Raw genomic sequence first — 14,616 nt, 5'->3', positions numbered from 1 at the left:
TCAATAGCCCTGCGGCTTCGGCCACGGCATGGTGAACTGGTCGCCGCGCCGCACGAATTTGTAGCGATAGAAATGGAACCACAGCGAGATCAGGAAATAGAAGGCGACCATGGCGATCAGCTGCGAGCCGAAGCCGAGGAAGATGGCGAAGAAGGTCACCACGCACAGGCAAAACAGCACGATGGCCGGGATCGGATGGAAGGGGTGCGTGTAGCCGCGGCGGATCGAGCCGAGCGGCCACTTCTTGCGGAACATGATGATGTTGATGCTCATGAACGTGTATTGCAGCACACCCGACAGGATCGAGAAGGTGATCGCCTGGTTGAGGTCGGCGATGAAGGCGAAGGCCAGCGCGATCGGCAGCAGGAACAGGATCGAACGATAGGGCGTGCGATATTTCGGATGCACCGCCGAGAACCAGGTCGGCAGATAGCGGTCACGGCCGAGCGAAAACCATGCGCGCGCCGCGTCGTTGATGCAGCCATTGGCCGAGGCCAGTGCGGCAAGCAGCGTGGCGACGAACAGCAGGTTCTCGAGCAACGGGCTGCCGGTCAGCTTGCCCGCGTCCCACAGCGGGTAATAGGTGATGCCCAGATATTCCCACGGCATCATCGAGGCGCAGACATACCAGGTCATGGCGGCGGCGATCAAAAGCGTGATCATGCCGGCCATGGTGCCGTAAGGCAGCGAACGCGCCGGCGAGCGCACTTCCTCGGCGGCCTGCGTGGTGCCCTCGATGCCGAGATAGTACCAGATGCCGAACTGGAAGGCGGCGATGACGCCGATCCAGCCATAGGGGAGCGCGTTGCCGGGAGTAACCAGCTCGTTCAGCTTCAGCACCGCGCCTTGCGTCCACGGGCTTACCGAAAAGAACAGGATGACGATCGAGATATAGGCGATTGCGGTGATGACGAAGTTGACGTTGAGCGTCATCAGCACGCCGCGATAGTTCAGCCACGCCAGCACGACGATGGTGGCGGCGATGAAGGAGTTGTGGGTGAGCCCCTCGACCCCCGCCTTGGCCACGATGGTGTCGCCGAGCAGGATGGCGTCGGACACTTCGAGCATGGTGTAGGCAAAGACCAGGAACAGCGCGACATTGAACGCCATCAGCGGTCCGACAATGTGCTTGGCCTGCGCATATTGGCCGCCGGCGGCGGCGACGGTCGATGTGACCTCGGAATCGATCATCGCGACCGAGGTGTAGAGCAATCCGACGACCCAGCAGACGATAAGTGCTGCCAGCGCGCCGCCCTTGTCGGCGGCAAAATTCCAGCCGGTGAATTCGCCGACGAGAACGATGCCGACGCCGAGTGCCCAGACATGGGCGGGGCCAAGCACGCGGAGAAGTGAAACCCTGTCCCCGTGAATTGCCGGTTCAAGTGTGACCGTCATTGTTCAATCCCCACTCAGATCCGGTGTTTTTCGGAAACGGCTTCAAGCTCGCCTTCGCGCGACGAGGTCAGCACCTCTTCGGAGAAGGTCGTGTCGACCTTGAACCAGTCGTAGAGCATCCACAAAGCGAGCACGATCGAGATGCCCCAGCATGCGTAAGAGAGTGCCACCCACATGATCGTGTCCCCAGATTACTTGTCGTCAAAACTCTTATTTGTCGTCGAATTTTTCGTTGATGACGTCGCGATATTCGCGGTCGGATGCGCGAAACAGGAAGACGAAATAGCCGATCAGCACCGCAGCCATGATGATCAGCGTCGGCCAGTCGATGACATAATGGAAGCGGTTCTGGATGATGTCGTGCGCGGTCTCGGGCGTGTAGCCGAGCTTTTCCCAGATCGAGGCCATGGTCGGGTTCTGGCCAAGCGCTTCCCAGGTCTTGGCGTCGAGCGCGTCGATGGATTTCGCCGCACCGGCGAGGCCCATCTTGAGCGGCAGCCACAGCGCCACGAAAATGGCGACCACGACGACGACGATATCGAATATCTGCCCGGCCTTGCTCTGCTCCGGTGGCGTGTAGCGGGACATCTCTTCTACCCCTCAGGACTTGCGGTTGCGGAACGCGTCGGCGTTCTTGATGTCGAGCCCGTAGATGAATTCCTTGTCTTCCTTGTAGTGCTTGACCATCGCCAGGATCGCCGCGGTGTTGAAGATCAGCACGGCGGCGGCGGCGATCGCGACCACGGCCTTGATGCCGCCGTGCGGGATGTAGGGCCATGTCATGAGGAGGACGAAGAGGATCGTCGCCCACAGGCAGACGATCAGGAGCGCGGATCCGCGCACATCGGAACGGTACAGCGCTTCGATGCGCTGCTGCATGTCTGACATCGGTTTTCCCCTTTTTCCAACGCTCGACCCCGAATTGGCCGCCCGCTGCCCTCTTTCAAGAGAGTGAAATTTTTTTCATAAATTCAGTCCGAATTCCGCAATTGTCAAGCGCGATTTACGTCGGGTTAACCGTTTGCTTCGCGCGAGGGATTTTGCCTGACAATGAAATTAATTGCTTATGGGTATTGCGGCGCCCGGAGGTTTACGTTCAATATTCGGCCAAAGCTCCCGCCGCTGCGCAGGGGGCAGGGAACAGCTAGAGAATTTTCGAAACGGAGGACGAGCGGATGACGGCATCCTGGAGATTTTCGACCCTGGCGGATCGCCATCGCGCGCTCGGTTCGAAGCTCGAAGACTGGAGCGGCATGGGAACCGCCTGGACCTACGACAAGGATGCCGACGAGGAGTATATCGCCATCCGCACCAAGGCCGGCCTGATGGACGTCTCCGGCCTCAAGAAGGTCCACATATCAGGGCCGCATGCCTCACACCTGATCGACCTGGCGACGACGCGCGATGTCGAAAAGATCTACCCCGGCAAGTCGGCCTATGCCTGCATGCTGAACGAGGCGGGAAAATTCACCGACGACTGCATCCTCTACCGCACCGGGCCGAATTCCTGGATGGTCGTGCATGGTTCGGGCACCGGCCACGAGGAGTTGCAGCGGGCAGCGATGGGGCGTGATGTCTCGCTGCGCTTCGACGACAATCTGCACGATCTTTCGCTGCAGGGTCCGACAGCCGTCGACTATCTGGCCAAGCACGTGCCGGGTATTCGCGACCTCAACTATTTCCATCACATGCAGACCCAGCTGTTCGGCTTGCCCGTCATGATCTCGCGAACCGGCTATACCGGCGAGCGTGGCTACGAGATCTTCTGCCGCGGCCAGGACGCCGGCACGATCTGGGACAGGATCCTCGACGAGGGCAAGAGCGCCGGCATCATTCCATGCCGCTTCACCACGCTCGACATGCTGCGCGTCGAAAGTTATCTGCTTTTCTACCCCTACGACAATTCGCAGAAATACCCGTTCAACAATGAAGGCCCCGGCGACACGCTGTGGGAACTCGGCCTCGACTTCACCGTCAGCCCCGGCAAGACGGGTTTCCGGGGCGCCGAGGAGCATTACCGCCTGAAAGGCAAGGAACGCTTCAAGATCTATGGTGTTCTGCTCGACGGCAAGGAGCCGGCCGATGAGGGCGCTCCGGTCTATCGCGACGGCAGACAAGTCGGCGTGGTGACCTGCGCCATGTATTCGCCGCTGGTCAAGAAATCGATGGGCATCGCCCGGCTCGACGTCGACTGCGCGGTCAAGGACACCAAGCTCGAAATCCGCAACAAGAGTGGTGCCATCAAGGCCACCGCCCAGCCATTGCCATTCGACGACCCCAAGAAGACCAAGCGCACGGCGAAAGGTTGAGGCATAGTCACCGGCGAGGGGTTCGAGGCACGAAGACTTAAATGGCAGCCAAAAGCATCATCAGCCGGCCCGTTTACGGAACCTTGTCTCCGCAACCCGGCAAGCATCATCTTTTCATCGCGGATGCGGAAGGGGCGCTGGCAATAGCGGAGATGGCCGGGAGGGCGCCGCCCGGGTTTCTCGACGACGCCGAAATCGTCTTCATTCCTGGGCCTGACGGCAAACATGCCGTCGCCCTCGAAGCACTGAAGCCGGCACAGTTCCACCAGGCGCCGTCCTTCGCCAGCCTGCTACCGCGGCTCAGGCAGACACTGGCCAACGCGCATATGGGCTTGCGCCTCTATCTCTCGGGCACCGAAGGCCTGATCGGCCAGGCGATGCAGGTGGCGCTTGAAGCCGGCATCGACCATACCTCGATCCAGACCGAGCATCGTGGCTCGCTGGCGCGGCGCATGCAATGCGTCCACTGCAAGGGCATCACCGAGAATGTGACGACGCAGCCGGCGACCTGTGCTCATTGCGGCCTGCTGCTTCTGGTGCGCGATCACTATTCCAGGCGCATCGCCGCTTTCCAGGGCGTCTGCATCAATGCGGAAGACCGCTCGGAGGTCCCTCCGATGGAGGAGGTTTTTCGATGAGCACCGGCACGACAAAACTCGATGTCGTGGTCAGCGATGTCGTCCCGGTCAACGATCTGGTCACCCGCTTCCATTTCCGCCGCCGTGATGGTGAGCTTTTGCCGACTTTTTCCGGCGGCGCCCATGTCGTGGTCGAGATGCGCGACGGCGAGCGGACCCGGCTCAATCCCTATTCGCTGATGGGCTCGCCGCTCGACACGCGCGAATACACGATCTCCGTGCGCCGCGACGATGTCGGCCGTGGCGGCTCGCTGTTCATGCACCGGAGCGTCAAGCCCGGCATGGAGATGGTGGTCAGCTATCCGGTCAATCTGTTCTCGCTCGACCTGCGCGCCAAAAAGCACCTGATGCTGGCCGGCGGCATCGGCATCACGCCGTTCATGGCGCAGACCGCGCAGCTGGCGGCCGAAGGCGGCAATTTCGAACTGCACTACACCTGCCGAACTGCGTCGCTCGGCACCTATGCCGATGTGCTGCGCGAGCGCTACGACCGCCGGGTCAGGCTCTATCACGACGACCTTGACGAGCGCATCGAACTCGACCGGTTGCTGTCGACGCAGCCGCTCGGCACGCATCTCTATGTCTGCGGCCCGGCCGGCATGATCAACTGGGTGCGCGATCGCGCGGCCGCCTTGGGCTGGCCGGCGGAAACCGTGCATTTCGAGCATTTCGCGGCACCCCAGCCCGGGCTGCCGTTCGACGTGACGCTTGCCGTCAGTGGCAAGGGGATCCGCGTCGGCGAACAGCAGAGCCTGCTGGAAGCGATCGAGGCGGCCGGCGTCGATCCTCCCTATCTCTGCCGCGGCGGTGTCTGCGGTCAGTGCGAAACCAACGTCATCTCATACGATGGCAAGTTCATCCACAACGACCACTGGCTAAGCGAGGAAGACCATCGCTCCGGCTGCAAGATCATGCCGTGCGTGTCGCGCTTCGAGGGCCGGTCGCTGGTCCTGGAACGGTAGGAGAAAATCATGGGCATCACCTTTCGCAAGGAAACGTTCCGCGACGACTTCACCTTCAAGAACAGCCCGGAGCACATCAGGCGGTTTCCGTTCCCGTTCCACGAAGACGCCTACATGTATGCGGTCAACATCGAGCCGCATGTAGTCGGGCCGAAGGGCAGCGTGCTGGAAAACCTGATCGACGTCGACGAGCACTACGTCGCCGAGATGCAGGACCGCGCGCTGGTGCTGGCCGAGGATCCGCTGCGCTGCCAGTCGCTGCCGCACATGACGCTGGCCGGCTGGGACCTGCTCGAGCTTTTGATGGAACAGCAGGCGCTTGGCTATCCCGAGCATTTCACGCTGACCCGCGACGGCGATCGCTGGCGCTGGATCAACCGGCCGCTCGGCATCGACGACACTTTCACCTTCGGCGACACCTCGACGCTGCCTTACGGGCCGATGGAATACATTACCCGCCAGAGCCAGGGCGACTTCTGTATCCTCGACCAGCGCGACGGCAATCTGTGGATGGATGCCGGCATGGTCACCACCCAGGCCGACTGGTCGCTCGACTTCGACATCGGCATGAACTTCTTCGAATGGCACGCGCCGGTGCCGTTGGCGCATGAGAAGGGGATTTTCGTCAGGGCGCTGAAATTCCTCACCAACATCCAGCAAGGCAAGCCGGCGCGGCGGCTGAACTGGACGATGACCATCAACCCGCGCCTCGACACCAGCCCGGAGAACTACCACAAATGGGGCCCGGATCGGGCGACGGTGACGCCGGAGAATGTCGGCGACAAGGTGCATCTGAGGGTCGAGCTGCAGAGCTTCTGGCGGCTGCCGCGCTCTAACGGCATCGTCTTCCCGATCCGCTGCTATCTGATCAAGATGGACGAGCTGGTGACGCAGCCGAAATGGGCACGGCGCCTGCATCGCGTCATCCGCGACCTGCCCGACGAACTCGCCAACTACAAGGGCCTGACGCGTTATCGCCCGGCATTGGTCGAGTGGCTGTCGAAGCTCGATGACGGGAGCCCGACGAGTCCAGGCTTTGGGCCGGACTAACTCGCGCTCTGCGGATAGCAGATGATCGAGAGATAGCGCATCGGCAGTTTCGTCAATTGTTCCGGCCCATGCGGCGCGTCGGCGTCGAAGAACAGGCTGTCGCCGGGCTTCATCGGGTAGAGGTTGCTGCCGTGCCGGTAAACGACCTCGCCTTCGAGCATGTAGAGGAACTCCATGCCCTCATGCTGGAAGGTCGGAAACACATCGGAATCCTCGGTCAGCGTGATCAGATAGGGTTCGACAACGACGCCGCTGGTGTTGGAGCCGATATGGCCGAGCAGATTGTACTGATGGCCGGCGCGGGTGCCGCGGCGCTCGACATCGAGACCTTGGCCGGCCTTGACGAAGACGGCGCTGCGCTCTTCCTCGAAACGGCGGAAGAAGGCGGTGACGGGAACGCCGAGCGCGCGTGACAACGCTTGCAAGGTGGTCAGCGACGGCGAGGTGATACCGTTCTCGATCTTCGACAGCATGCCCAGCGAAATGTCGGTGGCGACCGCCAGGTCGGCGACGGTGATGCCGAGCTTCTTGCGGAAGGCGCGCACCTCGCGGCCGATCGCCACCTCCAGCACTTTTTCGCGGGTGTCGCGAATGGCATGCGGGTTCTGCGTCAGCGGCGCGCGGATGGTTTTCCCGTCGGCCGAGACCTTTGGCAGCGGCTTGGCTTTCGCGGCCGCGGGACCAGCCTTGGAATCGGAAGTTTTCTTCGCCATGTCGCCCCCGGCACTCCTGCAGATTTATTTCACTCTAGGTGAACATGTCAGGTGCCGATACAGCAGCGCAACTGCGACGGCAAGTCGCCTGAAAGCGCATGCGCTCGATCCGGCGTTTGGCCGCGTCTGGTTTTTCGCAGGAAATCCACCGCGGCGGAACCTAGTTTCAGCACCGGACTGTTGACAGCACGAAAGGGCCAATTACTGTCCCTGTGAGTGAAATTTGTTTCGTAAGAGCAATTCCAGGAAAAGTGTGAAACGGTTTTCCGTCCGGAGTTGCGTCAAAACATAAAGTCGAATTCAGATCGGGAGGCCTGCCATGAAAAGTCGCGTTGCCGTCATCGGAGCCGGCCCGTCCGGCCTGGCACAGCTCAGGGCCTTCAAGTCGGCGGCCGACAAGGGCGCCGACATTCCCGAGATCGTCTGCTTCGAAAAGCAGTCGGACTGGGGTGGCCTGTGGAACTACACATGGCGCACTGGCCTCGACGAGCATGGCGACCCGGTGCACGGCTCGATGTATCGCTACCTCTGGTCCAACGGACCGAAGGAATGTCTGGAATTCGCCGACTACACCTTCGAGGAGCATTTCGGCCGGCCGATCGGCTCCTATCCGCCGCGCGCCGTTCTGTGGGACTACATCAAGGGCCGCGTCGAAAAGTCAGGCGTGCGCAAATGGGTGCGCTTCAACAGCCCGGTGCGCATGGTGACGTTTTCGGACGAGACGAAGAAATTCACAGTCACCGCGCATGACCGCACCAACGACGTCACCTACTCCGAAGAGTTCGACAATGTCGTCGTCGCTTCCGGCCATTTCTCGGTGCCCAACGTGCCCTATTTCGAAGGTTTTTCGACCTTCAACGGCCGCATCCTGCACAGCCATGATTTCCGCGACGCGATGGAATTCAAGGGCAAGGATATCCTGATCATCGGCCGCTCCTATTCGGCCGAGGACATCGGCTCGCAATGCTACAAGTACGGCGCCAAATCGATCACCTCCAGCTACCGCTCGAAGCCGATGGGCTTCAAATGGCCTGACAATTGGAAAGAGGTGCCGCTGCTGCAGAAGGTCGTCGGCAAGACCGCGCATTTCAAGGATGGCACCACCAAGGATGTCGACGCCATCATCCTGTGCACCGGCTATCTGCATTCCTTCCCGTTCCTCACCGAAGATTTGAAGCTCAAGACCGCCAACCGCATGTGGCCGCTCGACCTCTATGAAGGCGTCGTCTGGGAGAAGAACCCGCAGCTCTCCTATATCGGCATGCAGGACCAGTTCTACACCTTCAACATGTTCGACGCGCAGGCCTGGTTCGCGCGCGACGTCATCATGGGTCGCATCAAGCTGCCCTCGGCCGAGGCGATGGCCGCGCACGGCGCGAAATGGCGCGCGCGCGAGGAGACGCTTGAAGACGCCGAGCAGATGATCTGGTTCCAGGGCGACTACACCAAGGAATTGATGGACCAGACTGACTATCCCGGTTTCGACGTCGAGGCGGTCAACCAGACCTTCATGGAGTGGGAGCACCACAAGGGCGAAGACATTATGAGCTTCCGCGACCACGCCTACCGCTCGCTGATGACCGGCACCATGGCGCCGCTGCATCATACGCCGTGGCTGCAGGCGCTTGACGATTCGATGGAGAGCTATCTCGAGGTGAAGGGCGTCGCGGCGGAATAACGGGTTGGCTTGCCGTCAGGCCGGCGCCGCGACCCAGCCGTGGCGACTCTTGCCGTAGACAGACTGCGTCGGCGCCGGGAATGACGGGTCTGCGAAACAGCCGACGGCAACGGCCACAGCTGCGGGTCTCCGTGACGGATACCAAAAGACCGTCGAGCCGCACGTTCCGCAGAAATGGAAGGTGACGGGAAAACCGCTGTCGGAATCGCGTTGGTATGTCTGGAACGAGCCGCTGATCTCGATCGCGGCGGCGGCAAAGAAAGCGGCGATCCCGAACGGACTGCCGGTCCGCCGCTGACAGTCCAGGCAATGGCAAAGCGAGACCTTGGCCGGCTCTTGCGGACATCGGATCTGCAATTGACCACAGGTGCAGCGAGCTGTCCGGCCTGTCATCACTTCTCTCCTGTGTTGGGGCGGCAGAATCCTACCCGAGCCTTGCCCTGGCCTTCGCCGTCCAGGCGCTGAACAGCCGGTCGGCGACGATGCCGATGAAGGCGATGGCCAGACCGGCGACGATGCCACGGCCGGAATCGGCCTTGGACAGCGCGATGAACACTTCCTGGCCGAGATCGCGGGTGCCGACCATGGCGCATATGATGATCATCGCCAGCGCCATCAGGATCGTCTGGTTGACGCCAAGCATGATCTCCGGCAGCGCCAGCGGCAGTTGAACGCGAAAGAAGGTCTGGCGCGGCGTGCAGCCCGACACCTTGGCCGCCTCGATCAGCGCCGGAGGCACCTGCCTGACGCCGTGATTGGTGTAACGGATCGCCGGCACCACGGCGAAGGCTATCGTTGCGATCATCGCGGTGACGTCGCCGACACGGAACAGCATCACCACCGGGATGATGAAGCAGAAGGACGGCAGCACCTGCAGCGTGTCGATGACCGGCGTGACGATCTTCTCGAAGCGGTCACTGCGCGCGGCCATCAGGCCGATGGGGATGCCGATCAGGCAGGCGATGAAGGCCGAGATACCGCAGAGATAGACGGTCGCCATGGTCTTTTCCCACAGGCCGGTGGCGGCGCAGAAGGCGGTCAGTGCGGCGACCAATATCGCCAGCCGCAGGCCGGAGAGCTGATAGCCGGCAAGACCGAGCAGGAAGACGGCGCCCAGCCACGGAAAGCCCTCGCAAAAGGCGCGCAGCGGGTTCAGCAGATTCAGGATGAGCGCCACGCGAAAGGCCTCGATCGTGTCGAAGAAGTTGATCGTCACCCAGTTCACCGCCGCCTTCCACAGTGGCGCCGTGGTGAAGGTGATCGCTTTCGGCACCGCCGCGAAGGCGGGAACGAACAGGCCGAGCAGCGTGGTGACGACAAGGATGGCGATGGCCAGCGTCAGATTGGGGTAACGCCGCCAGAGGCTCGGGCTCGTCTCCCGATGGACATGGCCCTTTGCCTGCTTGTGCGCGATGGCCTGGCTCAGCCGGTCGAGCGCGATGGCGAGCGCCACGATGGCGAGGCCGGCTTCCATCGCCTCGCCCACCTTCAGCGCGCGCAGCGCCAGAAGCACATCGTAGCCGAGGCCACCGGCACCGATCATCGAGGCGATGATGACCATGTTCAGCGCCAGCATGATGACCTGGTTGACGCCGACCATCAGTGTCGGCCGCGCCGAGGGTAAGAGCACCCGCCACAGTTTCTGCCGCGCCGTGCAACCGGCCATTTCGCTGAAATCGTCGATCTCCGACGGCACCCGCGACAGGCCCAGCATCGTCGCCCGCACCATCGGCGGGGTGGCGAAAATGGCGGTTGCGATCATCGCCGAGACCGGGCTGTTGCCGAACAGCAGCAGCATCGGGATCAGATAGGCGAAGGTCGGGATCGTCTGCATCAGGTCAAGGGCAGGGGAGACAATGAGCCTTTCCGCCCAGGGCTTGCGCCATGCCCAGATGCCGGCGAACAGCCCGGTGACGATGCAGAAAGGCACCGCGATGGAGATCAGCCCGAGCGTCAGCATGGCGCTGGTCCATTGGCCGAACAGGGCGATGTAGAGGAAACAGCCACCGACCAGCAGGCTGAGTTTTCTGCCGCCAACGGCATGTCCGGCGAGGAAGGCGGCAGCGCAGACGCCGACCCAGGACACGCGCGGCAGGACATAGGCATCAGTGCCGTGACCGATCTTGAAATTCTTGGCCAAGAGATTGAGCGCGAAGTCGAGCGGCACGCCGAGCACCGCGGTGATCGAGCGGGTCAGCCACGACAGGTTCGACTTGATCCAGCGCATCAGCGCGCTGACCCAGTCGGCGACCGGCACGACGGCGCTGGCCGGATAGTTGACCGCCCAGGGCAGCCTGTCCTGCAGCAGGAAAACGACAAGCACGGCGGCAAGCGCGAACGCCCAGATCAGCAGCCAGATCTGAATCGGCCGCGACCTCTGCTCGCTGGCGCTTGCGGTCACCGTCATCCGCCGGCCCTTGAGCGATCGATGCCGGCCAGCAGATCGATCACCGCTTGCGGCGTCACCTCGCCGATCGGCTTGCCGGTGCCGTTGACCACCGCGAACGGCTTGTTGGCCGAAACGATGCTGGCGGAAAAGCTCGATATCTTGGCCTCGGGCGCAACCGTTCCGCCATGCTCCGAGCCGTCGCAGGCGCGCATCAGGCTGCGCGCCGAAATCACCTTGGCGCGGTCGACGTCGCGGGTGAACTCGGCGACATAGTCGGTCGCCGGATTGACCACCAGCTCCTCCGGCGTGCCGATCTGGATAACCTCGCCGTCCTTCATGATGGCGATGCGGTCGGCCAGCCGGATCGCCTCGTCGAAATCATGGGTGATGAAGACGATGGTCTTGTGCAGCATGGTTTGCAGCCGCATCAGCTCGTCCTGCATCTCGCGGCGGATCAGCGGGTCGAGCGCCGAGAACGGTTCGTCGAGGAACCAGATTTCCGGTTTTGTCGCCAGGCTGCGGGCGATGCCGACACGCTGCTGCTGGCCGCCGGACAGCTCGCGCGGATAAAAGTGCTCGCGGCCGCGCAGGCCGACAAGCTCGATCACCTCGCCGGCTCGTGCTTCCCGCGTCGACCGGTCCTGCCCCTGGATGCTGAGCGGGAAGGCGATGTTCTCCAGCACATTGAGATGCGGCAGAAGCGCAAAATTCTGGAACACCATGCCCATGCGGTGTCGCCGCAATTCGATGAGGGCTGCATCCGAGATTTTCAGGAGGTCATTGCCCTCGAATTCGACCTTGCCATGTGTCGGCTCGACCAGCCTGGACATGCAGCGCACCAGTGTCGATTTGCCGGAGCCCGATAGGCCCATGATGATGAAGATCTCGCCCTGGCGGATTTCGAGGTCGACGGCGCGCACCGCGCCGACCAGTCCGGCAGCGGTGACTTCGGCCATGCTGGCCTTGCCGTCGCGTTCGCGGATGAAACGGGCCGCGTTCGATCCGAACAGCTTCCAGACATTGCGGCAGGCGAGCTTTATCGGGCGGGCATCTTTTGGCGCGCCCGCCGCGTTTGGCTCCTGGTCAGTCTTGTCCGTCATTCAAACGTCCTTCTGGAGCATCAAGAAGTGAGGCCCGGCTGATCATGCAGCCGGGTCTCATTTTTCCAGTTGGAACGATCACTGCGCCCAGGCTTTCCAGTCGGCCTCATGGGCGGCGATCCAGGCGGCTGCGACGTCTTCCGGCGTCTTGCCGCCGAGATCGATCTCGCCGCTCATCTTGTTGAGTTCGTCGGTGTCGATCGTGTAGGCCTTCGCCACCTTGTAGGCGACCGGCCATTTGTCCTTCATGCCGGACCAGGAGTACTTCCAGATCTCGCCATGCGGCTTGCCGCAATCATATTTGGCATCGGGGTTCACGCCCCATTTCGGGTCGTTGTAGCACTCGGGCGTGTATTCGGGGAATTCAACCCACTCGCCCTTGTATTTGGCCGGCGCCCAGTGCGGCGAGTAGATCCACAGCATGATCGGCGCTTTGCGCTGGTAGGCCGAGTCCAGCTCGGCGAACATCGCCGCATCGGTGCCGGCATGGATGACGGTGAAGGGCAGTTTCAGCGCCTCGACGCGCTCGTCGTCAAAACCTTCCCAGGTCACCGGGCCACCGAGGTAGCGCCCCTTCGGTGCCGTCTCAGCCGTCGAAAATGCTTCGGCGCATTTCGGGTCTTTCAACGCTTCCCAATTGGGCAGGCCCGGGCACTTTTCCTTCATGTATTCGGGAAACCACCATTCTTCCTTGGCCTTGGGTCCGAGCTTGCCCAGCCGTTCGGTCTGGCCGGTCGCATCGGAGGCCTTCATGGCTTCGCCGGCGGTCGTGTCCCAGAACTCCAGGCCGACATCGAGATCGCCATTGGTGAGACCCGTGGTGAGGCTGGAGAGGTAGTCGGCGGTAGGATATTCGACGGTATAGCCGAGTTTTTCCAGGATGCCGCCGAGGATCTTGGCGTTCAGATTGACGCTGGTCCAGTCGAACAGCGCGATTTTGATCGGATCGTTGGATTCCGGTGCGGCGGCTTGGGCGGATGGTGTCAGCAGGCTTAACGTCGCGAGCGCGACGGCGCCCATCGACAGTTTCGAAATCTGGCTGCGAAATGACATGCTTGTTCTCCTTCAAGCTGTGAAAATAATCGTTCGTTCCCTTCTTGCGGCTTTTCTTGATTGTGTTGGAAAGGCTGGTCTTTGCGCAAGGCCGTCGGCGCCAAATTGTTACCCCGGCTTTGGCCAGCGCGGGCAAGATGGTGCTCAATTTCGGTGATGATGGAATAGGACTGGAGTGTCAGTGTCATGGCTGCCGACAGACCGCTGCGGGCGCGGTCATCTGCGGATCAATTGCCAGTCCTGCGGCGCCCTGCAAGGTGCGAGCCATCAAGGTCCCATATTCTCGGCTGTCGACCGGCAAGCCCCATCTCGCCCAAGCCCCATCTCGCCAAGGCCGTTTCATGAGATGAAATTATATATACCAAGGTTCATGCCGCGCAATGTCTAACGCCTCGCGGGACGCATATATTCAAACTGCAGGCGAAGTTGAGCCCTTACCAGCAGACGTAGCCGCCATCGACGATCAGGTCGAGGCCGGTGACGAAACTCGATGCGCGGCTGGCCAGGAACACCGTCGGCCCGACCATCTCCTCCGGCGCCGCCATGCGTCCCATCGGCGTGTCGCGCTTGAAGATCTTCACCTCTTCGGCCACCTCAGGTCGCCTGTTCATCGGTGTCAGCGTGTAGCCCGGGCTGACGACATTGATGCGCAGTCCGCGATCGGCCCACTCCATGGCGAGGCTCTTCGACATATGGATGACGGCGGCCTTCGAAGAGTTGTAGTGCGCCTGGGTCAGGCCCCGGTTGACGATAGTGCCCGACATCGAGGCGATGTTGATGATCGAGCCCTTGCGCCGCGCCAGCATCTTGCGCGCTTCGGCCTGGCAGGACAGGAACACGCCGGCGACATTGACTTCGTGCACCTTCTGCCATGTTTCCAGCGGCATCGTCTCGGCGGGCTCTGAGCCGGCAATGCCGGCATTGTTGACGGCGACGGTCAGGGCACCGAGTTCCGCCTCGACGCGATCGACCGCCGCCGCGAGATCGCTCTGCGACGTCACCGTGCCGGTCAGCACCAGCGCCTTGCGGCCGAGCGCCGTGATCCGGTGGGCGGTTTCGTCCAGCCCACCCTTCGACGCATGGCCAAAACAGGCGACGTCGGCGCCTGCCTCGGCCAATCCGATCGCGATTGCCTGGCCGATGCCGCTGCCGGCGCCGGTGACCAGCGCGACATCGCCGTCCAGCTTGAAAAGATCCATCGATAGCCCTCCCTGCCTCAGGGAGGGTATGCGCTGAGCCGTGCTTCGATCAAGCGCCCGCGCGCAAGCGGCATCGATGCTCAGAAATAACCGCTCGACGCGGCCGTGGCTTCCTTCGGGATTTCGACGC

Annotated in this window: 15 protein-coding genes; 5 read left to right on the top strand and 10 right to left on the bottom strand. The window is 62.0% G+C overall.

Features of this window, described 5'->3' with window-relative positions:
* Genes ACZ89F_RS20370 through ACZ89F_RS20355 form a run of 4 tightly spaced genes read right to left on the bottom strand, consistent with a single transcriptional unit; the run spans position 1 to position 2,283 of the window.
* Entirely contained in the window at positions 1-1,395 is a 1,395-nt protein-coding gene (locus ACZ89F_RS20370) for an APC family permease (RefSeq protein ID WP_136621560.1), read from the bottom strand.
* A gap of 14 nt (positions 1,396-1,409) precedes the next feature.
* Positions 1,410-1,571 carry a hypothetical protein gene (locus ACZ89F_RS20365; RefSeq protein ID WP_292180450.1) on the bottom strand — a complete coding sequence of 54 codons (162 nt, stop codon included), beginning with the start codon at positions 1,569-1,571 and terminating at the stop codon, positions 1,410-1,412.
* Between the two features lie 34 nt (positions 1,572-1,605).
* Entirely contained in the window at positions 1,606-1,983 is a 378-nt protein-coding gene (locus ACZ89F_RS20360; RefSeq protein WP_111546925.1) for a hypothetical protein, read from the bottom strand.
* A gap of 12 nt (positions 1,984-1,995) precedes the next feature.
* Positions 1,996-2,283, bottom strand: coding sequence for a hypothetical protein (locus ACZ89F_RS20355; RefSeq protein ID WP_056581339.1), 288 nt, complete (start codon positions 2,281-2,283; stop codon positions 1,996-1,998).
* Between the two features lie 287 nt (positions 2,284-2,570).
* Here ACZ89F_RS20355 and ACZ89F_RS20350 point away from each other — a divergent pair, with 287 nt between their 5' ends.
* Genes ACZ89F_RS20350 through ACZ89F_RS20335 form a run of 4 tightly spaced genes read left to right on the top strand, consistent with a single transcriptional unit; the run spans position 2,571 to position 6,354 of the window.
* The gene (locus ACZ89F_RS20350) at positions 2,571-3,704 is read left to right on the top strand and encodes an aminomethyl transferase family protein (RefSeq protein WP_476093793.1); all 1,134 of its coding nucleotides are present in this window, start codon (positions 2,571-2,573) and stop codon (positions 3,702-3,704) included.
* A gap of 41 nt (positions 3,705-3,745) precedes the next feature.
* On the top strand, positions 3,746-4,342 hold the full coding sequence (locus ACZ89F_RS20345) for a dimethylamine monooxygenase subunit DmmA family protein (RefSeq protein WP_476093792.1): 597 nt from the start codon (positions 3,746-3,748) through the stop codon (positions 4,340-4,342).
* The gene (locus ACZ89F_RS20340; protein ID WP_476093791.1) at positions 4,339-5,304 is read left to right on the top strand and encodes a PDR/VanB family oxidoreductase; all 966 of its coding nucleotides are present in this window, start codon (positions 4,339-4,341) and stop codon (positions 5,302-5,304) included. Before ACZ89F_RS20345 ends, ACZ89F_RS20340 begins: the two co-directional genes overlap by 4 nt.
* Positions 5,305-5,313: 9 nt before the next feature.
* Entirely contained in the window at positions 5,314-6,354 is a 1,041-nt protein-coding gene (locus tag ACZ89F_RS20335; protein ID WP_352981642.1) for a heme-dependent oxidative N-demethylase family protein, read from the top strand.
* Here the strand turns inward: ACZ89F_RS20335 and ACZ89F_RS20330 are convergent.
* Entirely contained in the window at positions 6,351-7,067 is a 717-nt protein-coding gene (locus ACZ89F_RS20330; RefSeq protein WP_476093790.1) for a helix-turn-helix domain-containing protein, read from the bottom strand. The two genes, ACZ89F_RS20335 and ACZ89F_RS20330, sit on opposite strands and share 4 nt — an antisense overlap.
* A 319-nt stretch (positions 7,068-7,386) precedes the next feature.
* Between ACZ89F_RS20330 and ACZ89F_RS20325 the strand changes: the two genes are divergently transcribed.
* The gene (locus tag ACZ89F_RS20325; protein WP_476093789.1) at positions 7,387-8,745 is read left to right on the top strand and encodes an NAD(P)-binding domain-containing protein; all 1,359 of its coding nucleotides are present in this window, start codon (positions 7,387-7,389) and stop codon (positions 8,743-8,745) included.
* A 15-nt stretch (positions 8,746-8,760) separates the two neighbouring features.
* Here ACZ89F_RS20325 and ACZ89F_RS20320 read toward each other — a convergent pair whose 3' ends face one another.
* The 5 genes from ACZ89F_RS20320 to ACZ89F_RS20300 form a co-directional block, all read right to left on the bottom strand.
* Entirely contained in the window at positions 8,761-9,138 is a 378-nt protein-coding gene (locus ACZ89F_RS20320) for a GFA family protein (protein WP_476093788.1), read from the bottom strand.
* 31 nt (positions 9,139-9,169) lie between these two features.
* Entirely contained in the window at positions 9,170-11,152 is a 1,983-nt protein-coding gene (locus tag ACZ89F_RS20315) for an ABC transporter permease (RefSeq protein ID WP_476093787.1), read from the bottom strand.
* Entirely contained in the window at positions 11,149-12,234 is a 1,086-nt protein-coding gene (locus tag ACZ89F_RS20310) for a quaternary amine ABC transporter ATP-binding protein (RefSeq protein WP_476093786.1), read from the bottom strand. Before ACZ89F_RS20310 ends, ACZ89F_RS20315 begins: the two co-directional genes overlap by 4 nt.
* A 78-nt stretch (positions 12,235-12,312) precedes the next feature.
* A complete protein-coding gene (locus ACZ89F_RS20305) occupies positions 12,313-13,287 on the bottom strand; it encodes an ABC transporter substrate-binding protein (RefSeq protein WP_136621551.1) in 975 nt (324 codons plus the stop codon).
* 434 nt (positions 13,288-13,721) lie between these two features.
* Positions 13,722-14,486, bottom strand: a complete 765-nt coding sequence (locus ACZ89F_RS20300; protein WP_476093785.1) for an SDR family oxidoreductase — start codon at positions 14,484-14,486, stop codon at positions 13,722-13,724.
* Positions 14,487-14,616: the final 130 nt, after the last annotated feature.

This window comes from Mesorhizobium sp. USDA 3734, from assembly GCF_056279665.1.
The sequence above is the reverse complement of the archived record's forward strand: the minus strand, read 5'-3'. Positions and strand labels throughout refer to the sequence as shown.

Coding starts and splice junctions, on each gene's coding strand:
- ACZ89F_RS20370 (WP_136621560.1), bottom strand. CDS start 1,395: ATGACGGTCACACTTGAACCGGCAATTCACGGGGACAGGGTTTCACTT.
- ACZ89F_RS20365 (WP_292180450.1), bottom strand. CDS start 1,571: ATGTGGGTGGCACTCTCTTACGCATGCTGGGGCATCTCGATCGTGCTC.
- ACZ89F_RS20360 (WP_111546925.1), bottom strand. CDS start 1,983: ATGTCCCGCTACACGCCACCGGAGCAGAGCAAGGCCGGGCAGATATTC.
- ACZ89F_RS20355 (WP_056581339.1), bottom strand. CDS start 2,283: ATGTCAGACATGCAGCAGCGCATCGAAGCGCTGTACCGTTCCGATGTG.
- ACZ89F_RS20350 (WP_476093793.1), top strand. CDS start 2,571: ATGACGGCATCCTGGAGATTTTCGACCCTGGCGGATCGCCATCGCGCG.
- ACZ89F_RS20345 (WP_476093792.1), top strand. CDS start 3,746: ATGGCAGCCAAAAGCATCATCAGCCGGCCCGTTTACGGAACCTTGTCT.
- ACZ89F_RS20340 (WP_476093791.1), top strand. CDS start 4,339: ATGAGCACCGGCACGACAAAACTCGATGTCGTGGTCAGCGATGTCGTC.
- ACZ89F_RS20335 (WP_352981642.1), top strand. CDS start 5,314: ATGGGCATCACCTTTCGCAAGGAAACGTTCCGCGACGACTTCACCTTC.
- ACZ89F_RS20330 (WP_476093790.1), bottom strand. CDS start 7,067: ATGGCGAAGAAAACTTCCGATTCCAAGGCTGGTCCCGCGGCCGCGAAA.
- ACZ89F_RS20325 (WP_476093789.1), top strand. CDS start 7,387: ATGAAAAGTCGCGTTGCCGTCATCGGAGCCGGCCCGTCCGGCCTGGCA.
- ACZ89F_RS20320 (WP_476093788.1), bottom strand. CDS start 9,138: ATGACAGGCCGGACAGCTCGCTGCACCTGTGGTCAATTGCAGATCCGA.
- ACZ89F_RS20315 (WP_476093787.1), bottom strand. CDS start 11,152: ATGACGGTGACCGCAAGCGCCAGCGAGCAGAGGTCGCGGCCGATTCAG.
- ACZ89F_RS20310 (WP_476093786.1), bottom strand. CDS start 12,234: ATGACGGACAAGACTGACCAGGAGCCAAACGCGGCGGGCGCGCCAAAA.
- ACZ89F_RS20305 (WP_136621551.1), bottom strand. CDS start 13,287: ATGTCATTTCGCAGCCAGATTTCGAAACTGTCGATGGGCGCCGTCGCG.
- ACZ89F_RS20300 (WP_476093785.1), bottom strand. CDS start 14,486: ATGGATCTTTTCAAGCTGGACGGCGATGTCGCGCTGGTCACCGGCGCC.